This is a genomic window from Chryseobacterium hagamense, assembly GCF_007991455.1.
Lineage (GTDB): Bacteria > Bacteroidota > Bacteroidia > Flavobacteriales > Weeksellaceae > Chryseobacterium > Chryseobacterium hagamense.
In genome coordinates, this window is the sequence record NZ_BJYJ01000006.1 from 78,591 (window position 1) to 98,423 (window position 19,833).

The following is a 19,833-nucleotide window of genomic DNA, read 5'->3' on the forward strand; positions in this document are numbered from 1 at the left end:
GTTTTTAAATGTTTGGTCTGATGATAAAAGTTCCCTGCATGATCATTCCGTCGGTTCCGTCCGATGAGATTCCGCCGATATCCGACCAGGTTTCTTTTTTGTAAATGGTTAAAATTTTCTCCTGTGTGCTGTACATGTTCGATGTATTCTGAGCCACCAGTTTAAAGTGGTGATACAGCACATTCCCTTCAGCATCTTTAATAGGCATCGGATCCATATCTAATCGTTCCAGCGGCAGATAGAATTCATTTCCCGTCAGATCAAAAGTCTCCTTAAGTACCCACGATTCTGCACCGGTTGCAGTATTTGTTTCCGATAGATACAGGTTGGCTTTTGAAGTATCTTTAGCATCCGTTTGGATTCTGGCAATTTCTTTCCAGTTGCCCTGGTTACTCATTTTATACAAGCTGTACTTTCCTTTATAACACACCTGCTCCCAGGATAAAATTACCCAATTGATGGTATCCGAATCTACAGGCACCGGTTCGGAATGGTATTTTAGTTCAGGGGTTAACGGATTATAATTTTCCACCAATGTACTTACCACTACTTTTGAAGGCATGGATGGCGCTTCTTCCACCACGACTTTTGAAGCAGGAGGAGATACGTTATAATCCGTTGTAGAATATTCCACTTTCCGGGTTACAACAACACGGTAAAACAAAAGATCTCCGTACGGCTTGTCAGTGAGGTCCTCAAATTCATCATACACTACCCAGTTATCGGATGCCGTATCAGTCTCCAGATCGGCTACATTCACCGTTTTGATGTGCTGCATACTCAAGATTGAATCTGCATCCAGCTTATTGTTGGCCCTGTAAAGCGATACTTTTGTAATTTTCTGTACTTCCGGATAAGGATTAACTTCCACTTTTACTTTGGCCGTAATTCCCAGGGTTGCATTATCGACTACCGGTAAAAGACTCGCAATCTTCGGCGGTTCTGCCGGATTGGTATTTACCAGCTTGATCGGTCCTAAAAATGTACTGAATTCTCCCATCTGCATCTGGTTTCCGAACTCCCTGGCTCCATAAAAATAGAAGTTGTCTGAAGCACCGTCCAGCGTGAAGTCGGTAAACAGGGTGGAATGTTTTGGAATGGAACTGTATACCGCTGCCATCGGAGCCATGTCGAAATCGGTATGGGTAACCGGTAAGAGGTATCCTGAAGCATCCCGGATATTCTGTTTCTTATTCTTTGGTCGATGGCCTGCCGGATCGGAGAAACTCATATTCTTGATATGCTGATAGATCATCGGTACTTCTGTTAAAGGCAGGAAACAGTTGAAGATTCTTTCTTTGATGAAGTGCCCTAACCTTAATTCATCAGACTTGTTCGGAATTGCATGGATGACAATATGATTCAGGGGATAAGTCCGGTTTTTCCATGCCGTTTCATCCAGCAACGGATTTTGTGACGTGCTTAAACTGAAGTAACGGTTATGTTCTTTAACAAAAGCATTAATGGCTTCCAGGAAATCTTCACTATCCGGAATCGGCATTGTGAATTTTTTGGGTCCCACATCAGGAAGTTCCATATATGCCGTACTTCCGGAATTGGTTAACATATCAAAATCCATAAAATTGATCCACCGGTTGTTGAAAAAGACTTCATCCATTCCACCCAGTTCATTTAGGTTATTTTTAATCAGCTCAATCGTGGACGGCTTATATAAAGCAGCCATTAAAAGGGTATTATTGGCCCTGAAAAACTGTACGGAATAAGGCTTATGAGCATATTCGGTAATAAAACTGTAGGTCGATTTTCCGAATTTATCCGGTCTGGTGGCATATTTTGATCCCGTAGGCTGCTTTGGCTGTTTCGGTTCGATAATCTTATTCGCAAACATAACGGCAGGAACCCCGAATTTCGATTTATATTTTGCGCCCTGCATATCCAGATTATCATTATCCACACTCCGTAAACCGAAAATCGAATACCTCACATCTTCATTATCATCCGGTAAGATGGCATCCTGCGTCAGATTATTGGCTACATTCTTATACAGATATACTTTGTACGAAGGATAATAATTTAGCTGAAGCGATGTCCCGAGAACAGGATCCGTAGGCCTGGCAGGAAGTGTCTGGCCTCCCAGCACGTGAAACTTAGGCTGATGATTGGTATCCTCTTCAATAATGAAATTATTGTCATAAATATATAAGACCAGGTCATTATTGGTTCCGATATTTTCGGTTCTCACCACTTTGAAAACAGACCTTGATTCTTTCGGGGTTCCATTGTTGTAGTCTTCATTGGTAAACATCCTCACGATACCGTTCTGCCATTCTACACCCGCATTATACTGGATATGCTGTGCCATCTTGAATCCGGGGAACGTAATTTTATAAACCCCTTTATGCACATGAGGCTCTGCAGGATAATTGATCACGTCTCCCTGGCTGTTCTGATATACGGTGAGCTTTTCGAAATACTTCTCAACTGTGGCCTGCTTCCAGAATCCGCGGCTTTTTTCCAGATAACGCTGGGTTTCCCCGTTAGACGAAAGGGTTTCAATAACTTCCCGGTGAACCGTCCAGTCGTTAGTACCGATTTTTACCTTCAGTGAATTCGGATTTTTTATACCCCAGGTTGAGGTATTCTGCATGTTTTCCGTTACGCTGAAAAGTCCTTCCGTAGCGGGATTAATGACAGGAAGGGTCAAGCTGGCCTGGGCAATCAGAGGAGTGGTTCCCGCAATGATGGCTGCACTGGCCGCTTTTTTAAAGACCGTGAAATGAAGACCTGTTGAAGTCTGGTCGATGCCATTGATGATATAGCTGTCCCCATCCATCAGAAAGATTGCTCCGATATAATCGCTTACCGATGTTCCGGCCGGAATTTCAGATTTATACGTCTGCAACTGGATCGAAGGCTGTGTTGCTCCGGCATTTGCGGCTCCCGAACCCGGAACTAAATAATCTTTGGTTTTAATGATTGCCATCAGCTGGTTAGCATGGGGAAGCACATCATAAGCTTGGGCTGAAATAATTTTAGGCGTATAATTCCTGTAAAAAATTTCCACCTCATCGGCAAACACCTCTTTGTTATCCGGGAATAAGCTTTCAGGGTCCTGTTCATACACCATAGTCGAAATTCCGGAATCAAACGGAATGGAATAACCGATCATATCCTGGTAAATATGGTAATCATAAGTAAGCCTTACCAAGGTTTTATCCTCATTATCCGGGATCGCATTCAGACGCAGCTGCTCGTTTTGCGTGGTAAAGGTAAGAGGAACTTCTTTCTGAATATTGAACACATTGGCTCCGGAAGGCGGCAAAAGTCTGTTGGCCGGTTTGATATCCGTCTCAACAGACAGTTCTTTTTCCCCGTATTGAGCTCTGGAGAACCAGTTGATCCCATATCCTTTATAGAAATACATCCCGCTTTTATCCTGTCTGTGCATGTAAAGCGGTGCATAGGTGGAAGGAATCTGAATCGGCAATGTTTCTAAAGAGCCATCTGTATTAAGATATTGAGTATCATGACAGAGTTCAGGCTTAGCCCAAATATAGGAATCTGCTTCCCCCGGCTTGACGAGCCTGTGCTCAAGGCCGGCATAAACCGGATTGGTAAATGCGGAAGCATCGAAAGGCTGGCTGGAGTCAAAAAATGTCGGATTTATCTGAAAATCCGGGATCTGGATGTTATAGATGCTGATGTACCTGTATTTTCCATCAGGCGAATATCCTTCACTATTATAAAGACCTGCCGAATTCGGGTTGTTTCCTTCCATACCTTTGGCAATTTTCAGGAGGTCTACCGGAAGCGATAATCTTTCGATCTCTGTGGATACCGGCAACGACATGGACAATAACTGATAAGTTTTATCCGGCGAATTAATATCCAGATTCGTATTGGTATGATACTCCGCAATATAAATAAATTCACCGGTCATCACCGCATTATTCAGGTCCAGATGGCCTAATCCCAGCATTCTGGCGACATGATAGTCTAGTGAAGCAATATTCAGAATATCCAGATTGGAAACTTCGGTCTGCCCATCCTGTACAGGATCTGTGGTTATTGTAACCGCCGGATCGCCCTGTGCGGCACCGAAATTCAGATTAAGTGTCTCGTTAGCCTTGGGATTTGGCTGGGCGTCACTCAGACTGATGTATTTATTTACAACAGTTTTTATATCTCGGTCTAAAGGTCCCTGGGAAGTATGCTCCCATTTGTCTTTGTAATTTTTAGTATTGACAAAAGCACCGTCATTGTACCGCAGCCATGCGCCATGCACCGGATTGGAATCCGGAAGAGGATCCAGCCGGGTAAAAGCTTCGGAATTATCTGTCGTTAAAGCAAATTCCCCTAATAATTTCCATGCCTGTGCCTGATTGCGGCTGATGATGAAATCCGAATAAAATTCAAAGTCAATCATCGATACAAAGCAGCTGTTGGCTTTGAAACGTATGGTCTTACCGTTTTCCGAATTGAAATAATTGGTGCTTACTTCACTGCTGTACAATTCTTTTCTGTAAGTAAGGTTCTGCTGGGTCACAGACGTATTCTCCGCTACCGACAACGCTTCAAGCTGCAGGCCTGAATAAGACTGCATGTTATTTACCTTTAAAGAAGCCGCAAAGAAAAGATCAGTCTTACACTGTACTTCGATCAGCTCATTTCCGTATTTTTCTATAAACTGCAAAGGATTGGTCAGTGGATTAACCACTTGCCTTACCTGAGTATAAACATTTTTATTTTTAAAATAAACGTAGATCAGCCTTGTATTGTTATTAAATTTATAAACCCACATTTTCTGATTATCATCAACCAGTTGCGGAGCCACCGAAAAATCTAACGAAAAGACAGATTTTACATAGGGCGTTCTGTATACTTTAACGAAATCTTCCGGCTTATTGAAGTTATAGGAAGTGGAAGCTGCATTGCCTTTAGGTAAATGGTTTTCGCCCAGCTTTCCTCCGAAACTCCATCTCAAATGAATCCCTTTCGTACTGTCGGCTCCCGTTGAACCTGCTGCCTGCAGATAAAAACCGGGCGTCTGAAGTCCCGAGAAATCATCAAAGCTGATATCCGTTCCGCCTGTATCGCAGACATCTTCGTTGCTGTACGCTAATTCAGAAAAAGAGGGTTTGGATGCAAATTCCCTGTAGGTGGCAGTAGCAGTGCTGAAATTAGCCGTCCGAGGGGTATGCTCAAAAGCTCTTGGAGTCCAGACCTGTAAAGAGGATGCCTTGCAATTATCAAACTGGCTGCTAAAAAATCCTGAGAACTGTTTGTTATCGCCCACTCCGTGAAGTACCGCCTGATCATTTGTAATCTGATCGATAAAAAGACCGGAGACATCCATCTTTTTATTCGACTGATGCACGAAGTTGTAATCGGATTTTATGACTTCATTATCGCTGCTGCAGATAAGAAAATACTGGGATCCGAAAACATATTTCGGACTTTTGCCGGTATATTCTTTATAATAGTATCCGTAATATTCATCAGGAAGCATCAGTACCGGTCTTCCGCCCCACATTCCGGAAGTATACAACTTATTATTGGCATAATAAATGCCGTCCAGTGAGACCATATCGATTCCGTCAGGCAAATACATATATCTTGATCCTGAAATGTTAAGACCGGAATCCGCAAGAATCACTGTACCGGTCATCTGTGTTCCCTGAATATGATTCCCGCAGACGGCCAGTTGCCCCTGGAACATAACAGTCCCGGTTGCCTGGAAAGTTCCGCCTGCCCTGCCGACTGCAATCTCTTTTTTGGCAAGAACGTTTCCTGCTTCATTTACGGACATCATGTAAGATTTTGCCTGCCTCGCATCATGATATACGACAAAGATCATACGCTCTTCATGTACCGTAGCGTACAAACGCCCCCTGACTGATGCGTCAGGGAAACTTTTGTACCATTTAATTTCTCCGTTGACGGAGATCCTCATCAGAAAAGGAATTGTAGAATTCTCAAATCCTATGAGCATAAAATCGCTCTGATAAGACATGATCCTGGTGAACGTAATCGCCCGGTCTCTGAAACTGTAGATTTTGTTCCAGACCAGATTTCCGTTTTCACTGAGTACCGTGATCAATCCGGAACGGCTTTCACCGCCTACATTAAATATATTTCCGTTTTTATGAAAGGTAAAATTAATTCCTGCCCCGGAAATATCTGTGTAATTATGATATTTGAAAAAACTCATTTTTAATTTTAATTTTATAGTTGAATTTCGTTTACTGTAACGGCAGATTTTTCTACATACGCCGTTCCGTTCCAGGCTTTGTATCTGAACCTGCAGTTTAGTTTTGAATTGATGATCTTCTTGCTCTGGTGCATCACCAGGATTTGTGAATAGTCTTTTGAATAAAGGACTTTAAATTCGATATTCGGATTTCCGTTCTGGCTGAGCACCTGGAAACAATCGGCCATATCGGTCAGTGGAATCCGCGGATCATTGAAAGGTTCCGGGTTCCTGATCAGTAACGCTACGACATTTTCCGTCGCATGATCCACAATTTTCACAAATTCCGTATTGTTAGGCGGATCCAATGGTTTAAGACCCACTACGCCTTCCAATGCCCTGTCGAAAACTTCTGAATAGGTATTGGCCAAGCTTTTCAGATGGTCATTTTCAGGACCTTTGGATACCAATGCATACAGATCATTTAGCTTTTGCTGATTAAAATCCGTACGGATTCCGTAAACCGCATTTCTTTCCGCTACAACTGCCTGATGATCATCATATTCTTTCAGCTTATAACTTTCCACCTGCTCCTTAAAGTTTTTATACCTTGAGGTTTTAAACACAAATTCATGTACCGGAGGATTTTCATTATACGTTTCTTTTGGTGATATCGGCCATGATGCAAAACCGTTGTCGCCATTCGCATCGAACGCATTGGATATGATGGCGGTATAAAGCTTTTCCGGATTCAGGTTGTCCAGCACGACAGAATAACTGTTGGACATAGGTTTTACGGCCTGGCCCAAGGTGATGTTACATGTTAAATTGCTGTTTGTGGAATTTACATAGTTTACGTAATTCATCATCTGCTGGATTCCCAACGGCATATTCGGATCAGTATCCGACACCCATGAAGCAGTGGTTTCAGGTACGGTCGCATGCGTCCAGTGTTCCGGCAGAGGATACGGAATGATCACATCCGTTACCGGGTCCTTGATGATGATATTCATCTCTCCTTTCATCAGATTAAGGCCCTGGCCTGCTTCCCATTTCTTCAGCATATTGTAGACATAAGGCTTATTGAAGAACAGATGGATTTCACATTCCTCATGACCGTAGAATAACGGCTTCGACATCAGCAAATCCCCGTCTGCATTGGGATAGGACTTTTTCATATCGATATAAGATTTAAGCGAGGTAATCGGATATTCTTCTTTCTTTTTCTTCTTCGGAGGATTTACGGGAACTCCGTTTTCGTCCCGCATCCAATCGATATAATCCGGGTTTTTCTGTTCGAAGTGCCCTATAGGACCGGCCGTTTTGAAAGTGAAATAATAATTGAAATCGTGCGGGGTATCTCCGTTTACATTATCCCTGGTTTTTACATGAATACAGTAAGCACTGTTCGGTCTCCAGATCGGCTGCACTACGGTAGACATGGCATCCTGCATCAGCTGCATATCCTGCTGAACGGCTGCCTGTGCCGGAATGGTCTGCTGGTATTCATAATCGGTAACCGTCATCCAGGAAACCTCCTGAAGCATGGTATAACAGTTGGTTACGTAATCCACCGTATCGGTACATCCGCAATTTCCAAGGTTATACATAACATCAAATATCATCTGAGTAATTTCCAGGGCGTCTTGCGTGGTATAATCAGTAGCATATAAGCTTTCCAGTTTTTTTATAAGATCAGCCAGATATTCTTTACCATTCAATAGTTCATAATAAGGATATTCTCTATCAAAATTCCTTATCTGCTCTATTAATATCTGGAAACATTTCCAATTACCAGTAGGATTCATTGAAAGACAAGTATTAAGATCATACTTGATCTCATTAAGGAATCCGCAAAGCAGATCATCTTTCTGGCAAGGTTCTGTTTTTTCATCACATCCGCAGGCCGGAGTAAATTTAAGACCGATCGGCTTCTGAGCTACTTTGTTTACTTTAATGATTACCGCTTTATTCGTCTTCTCTTTCGGATACTCGGAAGAATAACAGATATCGATTCCAGCTGATTTATCGGAAATTTTAGAAATCACAGTGTTTCTTTCGATAAATGTATTAAACTGGTTGTCCGGAAGGTAAAGGAAGATCACAGAGTGGGTATTGAAATCCACATAAGGAGCCTGGCCACCGTACGTGGTCTGCATATACATGGTTTCAAATTCAGTCCAGTTATTGATGACAGTAGACTGACCAAAATCCACGATTCCTGAACCGAATAATCCTTGATAATCATTAACGGTTTCCAGCACTTCAAAATCAAGTTCGTTACACTGGGCCGTCGTACATCCTCCTTCCTTAAGTTTATCCAGCTGGGCAATAAGTTCATCATAAAGATCCTGGTCTGCCTGGGAAAGAACGACTGAACTGACTTCCCCGTTTGTATTGGCAGCAGCATTGGCCCAGATCTGATCGATCTGTGCATTGATCGCATCAATCTGCGACTGGTTGGTATGATAAGGGATAATTTCAATCTTGCTCACATATTTGTTAAGCAGATCTGCTTCATTAAGCTCAAGCTCTGTCATCAGCTCATCTTTTGTCCTGGTGATTTCAGTAATCAGATCATAACTCTGATAGATAGCATTGGAGAATACTTCCTTATACAGCCTGATCGTTACGTTGCTTGCCCATGTGGAAAGCTTCATCTTAATCTTGGCCGAAGCTTCAGGGAGGATAATCACCATGGCGCTTCCGTTGGTAATCTTCAGGGATTTTGCAAAGTTATGAGGATTGGAAGCGTTGGAAACCACCATATAATCATCGTCGGTTGCTGTCCCAAGGATATTGTAATAAGCCCCGTTGATGAACTCATTCGGATACATCGTCGGCTGATGATAGATTGTGCCTACGGCCTTATTCAGTACATCGGAGTGATGCCATACCGGTGTATGATCGGTACAGAACAATGAAGAAGCGGTGATTCCGTATTGTTCCGGAACAAACCATCCCGGCTGCCCTCCGTCAAGGAAAGTAAATGGGGTGGATGCCAGAATCCTTACCGTATCATATTTTTCATTGGTTTTCTGCCAGAATCCAACCTTAAAGTTATCGATTCCTGTAATGCCGTTAGCCTGTTGTTCGGACAATACACCCCGATAAGGATTGTACTCTACCCAATCATTTCCTTTAGCAATCAGGATACGTACGTCTTCCAGAGAGTACTGGTGCTTTACCTGACGGATGACGTGACCTCCCGGCTGTACTTTTTCAGGCGGTATCAGATCGGTATATCCGCTGGCTCCGCTGGTATGGCCGCCGATTTTCTTGTCGGCCAGTACTGTCGGGATCATCCCTTTTTCCACTTTGAAATCAATATAGGTATCCAGCGGGATGTATTCCACTTCCGGGCTCGTTCTTACGGTTTCAGGCGTAGGAACCTGGTTCCCTGTGAAGGTTTTGATTTTAAAATCTTCGTTGGTGAGCATGTTTACCCCTTTCGCGGCACTTTCCAGCCTGGCAACCTTCGGATAATCAATACCCGGATCATCCGAAACATACGTAATCGGAGGAACGGCAGATGTATCCACCTCATTATTTTTCTCCCATTTGATGGTTAAATGAATTTTAAACTTAACCTTGATAAACAGGACTTTTACTTTCAGTTCCAGCTTGAATTCGGCAAGGATCAGGAACGGCTTCACCAATTCTACCCTGAAGTAAATGGAAATGAATAAGGAAACTTTGACAATGAAGAGATTAATTTCCGCGCCTCCTTCCACATAGATATAACCGCCGACCTGAGGACGTTCGAAACTGATCTTCGTTCCTACTTCAATGGCGGCCCATACTTTCAGGATCAGCAGGTTGAGGTTGAAATCCACCCTTGCGCCGGCTTCGATTCCTTTGGCGGCAATCATCAGATACGCCTGTGCCTTGATATTCAGTGAGTCTTTTAACAAGGCTGCGGTAATCGGCTTTTCTTTCGTTCCGAAATTGATGTACCACGGCTTCTGGTTTTTAAAGAAGAATCCCATTTGCACCTCGGCTTTGATATCGATGAACGAACCGTTGTTCTTGTTCAGCTGGAAGTTTCCGCCGGCACCGATTTCAAGAGAATCGCTGCTGACAATCACGAAGGCGTAGAACGGCGGCAGGCGCGGATCGTCTTCTGCCAACCCGAGACGCTCACTGATGATGGTTAAACCGGCATCAATGGCAAACATGCTCGGAACGGACAACAATACCATCGCCCTTAGTGAAGCCAGACGTCCGTCCAGCGTGGCCAGGGAAGCTCCTGCTCCGATGGAGAACGGGAAGCCCATATCTTTGGTGTGCTGCGGACCGATGAATTTATCCATGTGGATTCCCCGCTCCGGATGCACATAATAATCGTACCAGCTGTCGTTATCGCTCATCCCAATGGCGCTCTTGTGGGCCACATAGCGATAACCGAGCAGTCCCCTGAACCCGAAGATCCCGAAAGACCCGAGCGGAATCACAAACGGAAACTCTACGTTGGCATCAATAAGGAATCCGGGATATTTAGGGTCGAATGCCATTTCGGCGGAGCCATAAATTTTCATCTGCGGCAGCTGAAGCGCTACTTTTCCGCGATATTCCGTAGAAACTCCCGGTTCAGGAATCGTTAATGATCCCTTGATGATTGCTACCGCAGCATCTGCACTGGCCGTTCCCGGGATCACCAGGTCGATTTCCAGTGTTGAGATGTGGAAGTAATGATCTCCGCTTCCGTTGAACTTCTCGTTATCATTGGTATAGTAGTATTTTACCCCGTTTCCTCTTACATCGATTCCCAAAGGGTTTACATTAATACCCCCATCAAATCCGATATAATTATACTCCCGCATCACGTTACCGAACATTTTCTGCACCGTCCCGATGTGGATGGCAGAAACGCTCATGGTAACCGGCCCGATATTCAGGTTAAGATGAACCGGAACAATCGAATTCCCGCCGCCGAGTTCAAATTTTCCGCTGGCATAATAGCGGATTGACGGAAGATCGATCCCCTGCTCACCAAACAACTTTTCTCCGAAGGATCCTGCCGGGAAGAAAATCTGTGTATCGGCTTCAATATAGAAATTGTCATCTTTCTTTCCGATTTCAATACTCTGAAGGTTGAATTTAAGAATATCAAATAAATTCATGGTAAGCCCCATCGGTAAGAAGGCTGCGGCAAGTTTAAAGTTTTCTTTGCTTTCCCACTCTCCGACAACGTCAATTAATAGTTCAGGCGCACCATCGTCAGGCTTGAATTTTTTAATTCTCAGGGCAGCATGCAATGAAGAATGAACAACCTTGCCCTGATGGAAATCTATTTCAAAATTGCTGAATCCCAATTCCCAGGATTTATCAGCATCTTTCCCAAGGTTAAACCATAACGTCCGTTTACTTATATCAGCAAGCTGGTTGATATCAAGGCTGCTTAAGAATTTAGTATACTCTTCCTCTTTTTGGAATGTCCTATGCTGGCCTGCTGTGGTTGTCAGCTCCAAAGGAAAAACAAATTTCAGCTGTGCGGGGGATTCCAATCCGTTGATATAACCCAGCAAAGCCGTTTTATTGGCAATGGGCTGTACAGATGCTCCATCCATGGATTGTACTTTCAGGTTGGTATAATCCAGGTTAAAGAAATTGCCGAAATAATCGACTACCTGTGTGGTGTTGCCCACTGCTGCCGTACTGTAGGTAGGACGGATGGCAATATTTCCGGACAATCCGCCGGTACCGATCAGCAAATGGTTGGCAGAAATCCCGAGGGTCTGCCCGGTCTGCTGTTTTTTAAACCATTTTTTAGGCAGGAAGATTTCGGTATATTCCATGTAGACGCCCATGAATTCTTTGGGCCTTCCATCGGCATCGGCTTCTGCAATGTTTTCCTTTTTGCTTAAATCGATCTTCATGTTGTGAATATCGATGGCAAAACCTGTATTACCGATCAAGGCAGGCGAACTGGTGCTGAGGGCAAGATCCATATTATATCCGAAGCCTCTTTCGGTATCCGCGTAAAAGACGGCCTCACCGAATTTCAGCATTACTTTATTCGGAAATCCCTGTGTATTTTCCGGAATAGGATCCAAAGCATTCGGATGATTGCGGGGATAGGCCGGTGTTAAAATATTCCTGGGAAATTCAATCGCTGCCGAAAGCATCAGTGTCGCTTTGAACTTCGGGATGATGACTTCCTTGATGAACTCATCAATATCCTGCGGGATCAGCGAGCGGAAAAATTCTTTTACTTTTTGCCCCGTTTCCTGGATGTCGGTTGTTAATAAATAAGTGGCAAACGCTACCAAGGAAGCATATTTACCTGTCTTTGCATAAATGTCTTTTACGACATCCGTTACCGTTGTGACACTGGTAACAGTTGCTAATCCTAAACTCTGATCCGTATCGAGTTGCTGAACAAATTTCATCAACGGTGTAACATTCGGATCGTCAGACTCTACCAAAGTATTGACGATATGGGCAATGGCCTGTTCTTCCGTGATGTTCAGCACTCTGAGTGCGACTTCAAAGATTTGCTGAGGCTCAAAGGAAAAGTTCCCTAAGCTGAACTGGCGCAGGTACGCCAGGATTTTCCATTGGTATTCGATGGTGATCGGAAAGGCCGAAATTTTAGAGTCGTTTCCTACCATATCCGGATTGAGAACCAAGGAAATTCCGGTTCCCGGAAGTTCAATATCCAATCTCTTCGATACGATGGATAAACTGTAAAAAGCCGAGTCTCCTTTCGGGCCTTTACTGTACTGTAAATCTTTGTAATAGATCTTGTCGAGGAGTCCAATGACTCCGTCTTTTATGAAGCCCAGAATGTCTGGGATCTGGTCAGGTGTAACCACAGAGGATAACCTCGGGTAATACCTGTGTGTTACCGGTGTTTGATTTGGCATGTAATTTTTTTTGTGTTTGAGGTTTATTTAAAACAACATGATAGCATTAAATAAATATGCTCTCCATTATAAAAAGGCTCTTTTCAGTTCTTTAAGAGAAATGACCTTTGCCATTTTTGCTGTGGAAGCAGGATATTTTATTCCTATCATCTTTTTAAACTATTGAGAGCATATAAATGTCAATTACCATCTTAATGATCCGTAAAAAACTTTTAATGATGTGTATGTTAAAAGCTTTATTTTATCATGGTAAATCCATTTTTATTATATCCCTCTGGTGGAATAATTGGTTATTTCATAGGTTATTAGTTTTTAATTTAATCATATCAATCGGCCCATTGAATATCTAAAAATTTTATCAGGTAATACTTGAAGCTCCTACGCGCTGAGCTCTTTCTTCTTCTGAAACAAAGGTATATGCGCACAGCGTCAAAACTTGACGTGTTATTTTTTTATTTAAAAAAAATTATTGTGGAATAAAAGGCAGGGAATTCAAGTGACCCTTTTCCCCGCCTTAGAAGAATTAGATAAATGCCTTTGTAATATTTATTTATCTTTTACAATGTCTGCTGCCCGCTTTTGCTCTTCAGTTGATTTATATATATATCCTTGGACATATATATTGAATTAAAGAGGAGAGCTTCGATAATAACTTAGTGATTTATATAGAAATTTTATGTTTTGGTATAACTAACTTTTAATATTGCTCAAAATCATGAAAATTGAAGCAGGTAGAAATAATTAAGTGGGAATAATGGGATTTGCACTGTGATAATACCCCATACTTGCCCAATCAAAATCCACTAATCCCGGTAGATCTTCTAATAGAAACTCTTGCTTGAATTCATTTAAATAAACACTATGGTTAGGATTATAACTCATCATATTACTAAACTGACCATTTGTACCATACCAGAAAATATATAGTTTTTTATTATTATCATCATAAAAATATTTATTTGTCTCTTCATAATCATGCTGGTTTGTTGTTACATCAATTGGGCTCGTGTAAATTTCATTACCATTACTATCAAAAACCGAAATACCTCTAAAAGATAGAACCCCATCAACATATTCTGATTCATTTACCTGAACATAGCTTCCAACTACTTGTCTTTCTCTAATTTCTATTGTTCGAATTGAATTGTTTTCAGATAATATATTAGCAATAGACTCATTAGTATCTTTGTAGTAGATTAAATAAATTAATTCTCCTTTTTTGTGTTCTTCTTTTCTTTTAACTAAACCGTCTACAGAAAATACTTTTATATAATTTTCCATATTATCCATTTGAGTTAAAGTTATTGCCTTTTCAAACTCATTTTCGTAAGAAATACTTGTTGCCATATTATTCTAATTTAATTTTTAATTGAGGAATATTATCATTATCACCAAAAACTTTTGGTGTTATATCTGTTGGTGTTGATCCGAAGAAATCAACTATATAATTTTGAGTTTTTGTTTTATCTTTAAATAAGTTAATCTTTTTTCCGTTTTCAATTGCTACTATATATTGTTTGTGAATTCGTCCTTTTGCTTTATAATCTTCTACAAGCCCTTCTTTATATTTTTTTGCTTCTTTTGATTTTAAAATTTTAGGGGTTACAGTAACCATTTCATCAAATTTATTTAATAATTTATTAATATATTCTTGTTCTTTCTTTTTTGAACTAAAATATATTACCCAATCGGTGTCTTGCGTTCCACCACTTAAACTAGTTGTTGAAGTAAGACCAGACCCCCCTACATATGCCTTATCTTTTGGAAGACCAAATTTATCTAAAGTAGGTATTACTTTGTTATTTAAATAATCATTAAATTGAGGTTTTGATGTAAACGGATATGGAAAGCCTCTTCTCCTAACTTCAATGATATTATCCATTCTAATTGTAAGCTCACTTATTGGTGCTTTGTAAAAAGTATCACGTATTCTGCAAGCTTGGTGAATAATTCCTGCAATATCATCAATAGGTAGATCTTTTCCAAAAGCTATTGTAGATAACTCATCAATTTCATTATCAGAATAATAATTTTCAAAATACTCCGTATCCCTATTTAATTTATTAATAAATCTATTTTTCGCTTCCTCCTTGTATTCGCTCAGTAATTCCAAATCATTTATTTCTGCTGCTAAAGCCCTTATTTTTGAAATAAATTCCTGGCCTTCAGTAGTATTAAAATCATTTGGTACACCTTCTCCGAAATCTACCTCTTTTATAAATCTTTTAGCTGCTATTTTTTTCTGTAGTTTAGACATTGCATCATTCCCTACTACACTTAATTCTACCCAACCTAAAAGTATTTTTAATTTTTGGCAAAACTTTGAATCAGTACCATTACAGCTTGCAGTATAGCCCAATACAGCATCTGTTACTTCTGCAGAAAATTGAATTGTTTCTGTTAAAGTAATAATCTGTTGAAATTTTGAGAGACTTCTAATATGAGATAATTTATTTATTAAGCCTCCTCCACTTCTGAAAAAAGTAACGATATCTGCAGTTCTAAAGATAAGAAATTCAGCATTTTTTCTCTTACTTAAATCTGCGATATATTTAATATAAAATATGGGAATAATAGAATTATAATTATCCAAGTCACCAGTTGGATCTGCATTATCAACAGTTAATATTGGCAATGATGCACCATTAGAATGATCTATAAGAGATACTGGCTGGAATATATCGTAATATCCGTAAGGAAACCATCTTCTTGAAAGTGGAGGTTCAGTTATTTCTTCAGTTTTAATTACTTCCCAGTCATTTGTAACAGCACAAATTTTATTATATCCTGTAAATTCAAAAATGAAATTTTGATCAAACATTCCGAATTTTTCTTTGGATTTATAATTAATAACAACAGGCCCGGCGGTTTTATCAATTGTAAGACTCAAATTTGACATATACTTAATAGACGGGCTTTTACTGTATTTAAAAGTTGTATTTTGATTATCCTCAACCAAACTTAGTAATTGTGCATTATAAATATTATCTTTATAAGGATTAAACTTACTATATCTCCATAATCTGTAAACAGCATCTACAAAATTGTACCTAGTTAAAACCGGCTCAAAATTAATTCCAGGAATATAATTAACCCAAGAAATTATACTTTCAGTATAATCCCAACTTTGAGACATTCTTACATAAATAGCTTCAAATAAAGTTATTGAATTTCGGAAAATTTCAAATTCTTCCGGCTTTGGTTGTTCTTTTTGTGTTGTATCGGGTACCGAGTTACTAGGACTAATGAGACTATCTAAAAACAAATTTATATTATTCGTATCATTTGCATCAAAAGAATATACGAGATTTACAATAAATTCCTCATATTCTATTTTATCTATATATTTAGAAAGTATATTTTTCACTAAATAATTTAGCATTTTGATTTTCATACTGACACTTAATCCTATTAAGATTGCAGGATGCATACTCATTGCTATCAAAATACTGTTTTCAATATTAGTAGAATTATTTAAAATATATAGTCGTTTTTTTACTAAATTGTAATAATCTAATAAATGAATATAATACTGATTATAATAAGCTTCCTTCTGAGAATCACTTAAAGATGAAGTATCTAAATTACGCCATAATGTTTTTTGATTTTCTTTTAATAAATCTATTCCGGAAGTAAAAGATTGATAGATATATTTATCTATATTATTAATAAGTTGTGCAACATCTGCAATGATTTCTTTAACTTTTAATTCAGTTGATAAAATTACATTTTTATTGAAAAATTCAAGAGCAGTATTTGTTAATGCTGAATTATTGCAATAACTTTTTGAAGTATTTATTGTGAATCCATCTAATGATATATCTCTATCAGAAAAAGATTCACCAATGTGATATGCTTTATTAAAAGTATTCCAACAATAGCTGGGATTCCCTATCGATGATATTTGTCGTTTCTGTATTTCAATTATATCATTTTCCTCTGCTTTACCCCAATTTGTATCATTATAAATTTTCATTTTACTATATTCTCCAGTTTCGATGTTAGTATAAAAACTGCTTTCCTGCACATAAAATGTGAGATTTTTTTTAATATCCAGATAGGCTGCACAAGTATACCTTGTACCATCCGGAGCTTTAAATGATGCCAAATGTCCAGTAGTAAAATAATTTTCCTCTGTTATATTACCTTTTCTTACTACATTTCCGTTTTTAAGAATAATTGCTTGTGCCATTAGAATAAATCGAGTTTAAAAATTATTTCTTTTGAAAATTTTGGATAAAACTTTGCATAGTCATTAGAAGTAAAAACCAAATTATCAATCGTCGTTACATATACACTATTAATTGGAAAAATTATTTCAAGTCCTCCGGTCTGGTTTTCCCCGATAATACAAAGTGAATATTTTTTATATTCTATACCTTCCAAAGATGTATATGCTATTGTTTCATCTGAAAGTTCATTTTTCAAGTAAAATTTTGGATTGTTTAATGAGTATTGATTAATTAGAAGAATAAATTTATCATTCTCAATTTTACTTATTCCTAAAAGCTTTTTACTTGGAAGCGTTTTTTCTTCTGTTCTAATAGATAATCCAGTGATAGTATTGCCTTCTAGATCATTAAATATTTCGGTATGTAAATAGTAAGGTTTTTCGGGCGAGTAAAAGTTATTTATTGTATCACTATAAGTGATCGTACCTCCATTACTATTATCCTGATAAGCTGATCTACTTTGATAAAAACCGTCAAACCCTTGTCGGATATTATTCAGCAAAGTCTCATAAGTTACCCTTTCCAGACTTTCCGTATCATTTTTCATGATCTGATCTTCAACCTTTTTTGTAGTAACCGTCGCTATATCTTTCCCGCCTGCTTTATTCTGAAAATCAATCAATAATAAATTCGGATCAATAACATAAGTAAGCTCGCTTGTGTTAGGCTTGGTCTGAATACCCGGAGTAACATTAATTAATCCAAAGACATCATCAATATCCTTTAAGTTATAACTTGTCGTTACAACAGGATCCCCGGGATTAGCACCCGGTGTTTCAGAAGTGATCTGTAAGGTTTTCCCCTCATAAATCAGCTGTATAAAAGAAGCAACCGTTTTATTGCCGCTGGTTCTGCTCAGGCTAAAGGCGATCGGTTTTGTGAAATTGGTATCGATTCCGGTACCGGCTTCCTGAAGGAGGTTTTTCCCCCGGATAAAATAGTCTTCGTTATCGGTGTCGGTATGCAAAACACCCTGTTTTACATACATCGCTGCGGCATCGTTGTTGTCGGTCGTCAGCTGGATCACCAGCGACGGCTGTGCATTGAGCTCTTTTACGGGCCACCCCTGTTCAAACTGCTGCAGGGAAAGGTTGTTGGCTGCCGTTCCGATCTTCATATTGTTCATACTTCCCTGAAGACTGTGATTACCGTAGAAATTATAGGATCTCTGCCTGCTGCCCTGGATGTACAAATAGGTAGTCTCAGCAGTTGCAAAAGAGACAATCTGAGCGGCAATCTGATCCACCGTTTGCAGGATAGAATGATCATTGAGATGGATCTTCCCTTTTCCCTGGGTATGTAAGCCATAGAAAGCGGCAACATCAAGGAACTGGGTCGCCGTTTCGCGGATCAGTTTCTTTTGGAAATCGTTTGCTCCTGAAGCCTGGTTTAAAACATGGTCCGGATTGCGGGCAAAGTCCAGATTCAACTGAAATGGGTTGGGATCATTGGCAATGGTATAGTCTCCTTCATTCAGAACGATGTCGATACCGATACTTCCATTTACTGTTCCCAGGTGGGTTCCTACCGGAATCATCGGCAGTTCGAATGCCTTTGCAGGCTCTGCTTCGGTGGTTGTGGTTCCGGTAGTCTGCGTCTTGGAGACTTTCAGGAAGTAATCATCAATCAGCGTACTGGCAGGCTGCGGGCTGCTGGATCCCGGAAACCCGATAAACTGCGCGGTAAATGTTGGCTCCGCAATTCCCAGCATATTGTAAAGGGCGGTAAATTCTTTTCTGATGACGTCTACAAAACCGGTTGACCCCAGTCCGTTGATGACGTCATTGCTTCCACTGAAGAAATCGGATTTTTTAAGGCCTCTGTAGACAATATATTTAATAGCCAGTCCTTTGATCGGCTGACTGAAAGGCTTTAGGATCACATTTACTTTAGTCGTGTCAGTTCCGCAGGGCTGCAGAAAAACCTGTCCCTGGCAAATCGTATAGACCTTACCGTTGTAGCTGCTTATTTTGGAAGTGGTCCTGAACATGGTACCATTAGAGCCGAACTTTTCACTGGCGCCCTGGTTAAATGTTTTGCCCTTTTCCAGATAGAAAAAAGACTCCGGCAGAAGGTCCGGCCGCACGTTCAGGCCTTTGCTGTCCGAAGAGGTGGGCATCGATGCCTGTGTCGTATTTTGTGGCATTTGGTGTTAATTTTTTGGTGTTAAATAATTTTTGAATAGCTTTTCGAGAAAGCTTGCTTGTTGTAGAAATTCCGTTCCCGGAATTTGGTGTCGGTATCATCTATTCATGGTTTATTAGTTTTGATTAAACAATATCAATCGGCCAATTGATTATTAAAAAATTTTTATCTGACAGGCATTTTAACTTTCGTTACTTAAACGCTCTGTTATTTCTGGAACAAAAGTATTTGGGCGTAGCGTCAAAACTCGTCGTATTAAAATTTATTTTAAAAAAATTTAATACCCTTCATTTTGCTACCTCTCTGTCATCTCTGAAGCAAAGGTATTTGGGCACAACGTCAAAACTCGTCGCATTAAAATTTATTTTAAAAAATTTAATACCTTTCATTTTGCTACCTCTTTGTCATCTCCGAAGCAAAAGTATTTTGGCAAAGC

Annotated in this window: 5 protein-coding genes; all 5 read right to left on the reverse strand. The window is 39.9% G+C overall.

The annotated features are described in order from the left end of the window. Nucleotides 1-4: 4 nt before the first annotated feature. The 5 genes from CHA01nite_RS08655 to CHA01nite_RS08675 all read right to left on the reverse strand — a co-directional run bounded on the left by CHA01nite_RS08655 (nt 5) and on the right by CHA01nite_RS08675 (nt 19,398). Nucleotides 5-6,172, reverse strand: coding sequence for a hypothetical protein (locus CHA01nite_RS08655; RefSeq protein WP_146940916.1), 6,168 nt, complete (start codon nt 6,170-6,172; stop codon nt 5-7). Between the two features lie 14 nt (nt 6,173-6,186). After that, complete coding sequence (locus CHA01nite_RS08660; RefSeq protein ID WP_146940917.1) at nt 6,187-13,020, reverse strand: hypothetical protein; 6,834 nt, start codon at nt 13,018-13,020, stop codon at nt 6,187-6,189. Nucleotides 13,021-13,761: 741 nt separating this feature from the next. Continuing rightward, entirely contained in the window at nt 13,762-14,367 is a 606-nt protein-coding gene (locus CHA01nite_RS08665) for a hypothetical protein (RefSeq protein ID WP_146940918.1), read from the reverse strand. A gap of 1 nt (nt 14,368) precedes the next feature. Further along, entirely contained in the window at nt 14,369-17,212 is a 2,844-nt protein-coding gene (locus CHA01nite_RS08670; RefSeq protein WP_146940919.1) for a hypothetical protein, read from the reverse strand. After that, nucleotides 17,212-19,398: a hypothetical protein gene (locus CHA01nite_RS08675; RefSeq protein WP_146940920.1), complete on the reverse strand. Its 2,187-nt coding sequence runs from the start codon at nt 19,396-19,398 to the stop codon at nt 17,212-17,214. Before CHA01nite_RS08675 ends, CHA01nite_RS08670 begins: the two co-directional genes overlap by 1 nt. Nucleotides 19,399-19,833: the final 435 nt, after the last annotated feature.

Bases quoted from the DNA above. Each gene is read 5' to 3' on its own strand.
- CHA01nite_RS08665 (WP_146940918.1), bottom strand. From the start codon at position 14,367: ATGGCAACAAGTATTTCTTACGAAAATGAGTTTGAAAAGGCAATAACT.
- CHA01nite_RS08660 (WP_146940917.1), bottom strand. From the start codon at position 13,020: ATGCCAAATCAAACACCGGTAACACACAGGTATTACCCGAGGTTATCC.
- CHA01nite_RS08670 (WP_146940919.1), bottom strand. From the start codon at position 17,212: ATGGCACAAGCAATTATTCTTAAAAACGGAAATGTAGTAAGAAAAGGT.
- CHA01nite_RS08655 (WP_146940916.1), bottom strand. From the start codon at position 6,172: ATGAGTTTTTTCAAATATCATAATTACACAGATATTTCCGGGGCAGGA.
- CHA01nite_RS08675 (WP_146940920.1), bottom strand. From the start codon at position 19,398: ATGCCACAAAATACGACACAGGCATCGATGCCCACCTCTTCGGACAGC.